The organism is Vibrio sp. 811 (assembly GCF_033339195.1).
On sequence record NZ_JAWOUB010000964.1, the window covers coordinates 1 to 515 of the forward strand.

Sequence of the window (515 nt, forward strand, 5' to 3'; positions counted from 1 at the left end):
GTCACCGAAGTGAATGATTGGGGTATCTTGTCGGTAGTAAGAGATTTCAACGCTTTCTGTCACTTTGGTCAGAGTTTCTTCTGGAAGTTCGTTGAAAGGGGGGTACTTGGCGAGAAAGTTATATATCTCGAGAAGTTCTGCATCCATTCGGGTGCCTTTTGTTTCGCAAATAATAAAGTAATCTTAACGCAGTTTTAAGACAGAATCTTATTGGATCACGCTTTTTCGTACTGAGTCATAAGATTCGGACATCTCCCGCGACAAGGTTTTGTTAATTCGGCTAATATGGAAATTGCCAATTGTAGTTAAGTTTTTAGGTGACTCTCATGAAAGGAAGTAAGATGGTGAGACAGTTATTGCTTGTGCCTCTTGTAGTTTTGCGCGCAATCAGTATCGCTTCGGAAGCGGAACAAGCTGCAAAATTTGGGTATGAGCACATTTATTTGGATGTGGGGTCGGGTACGACCAATAAAGATTGGCTAGACAACTCGAATGCGACCACGCTGGGATTGGGT

Annotated in this window: 1 pseudogene; it reads left to right on the forward strand. The window is 42.5% G+C overall.

Going from position 1 to position 515, the window contains the following annotated elements:
- Positions 1-341: 341 nt before the first annotated feature.
- Positions 342-515: pseudogene (locus R7Q46_RS30375) on the forward strand (porin family protein); the annotation flags it as partial.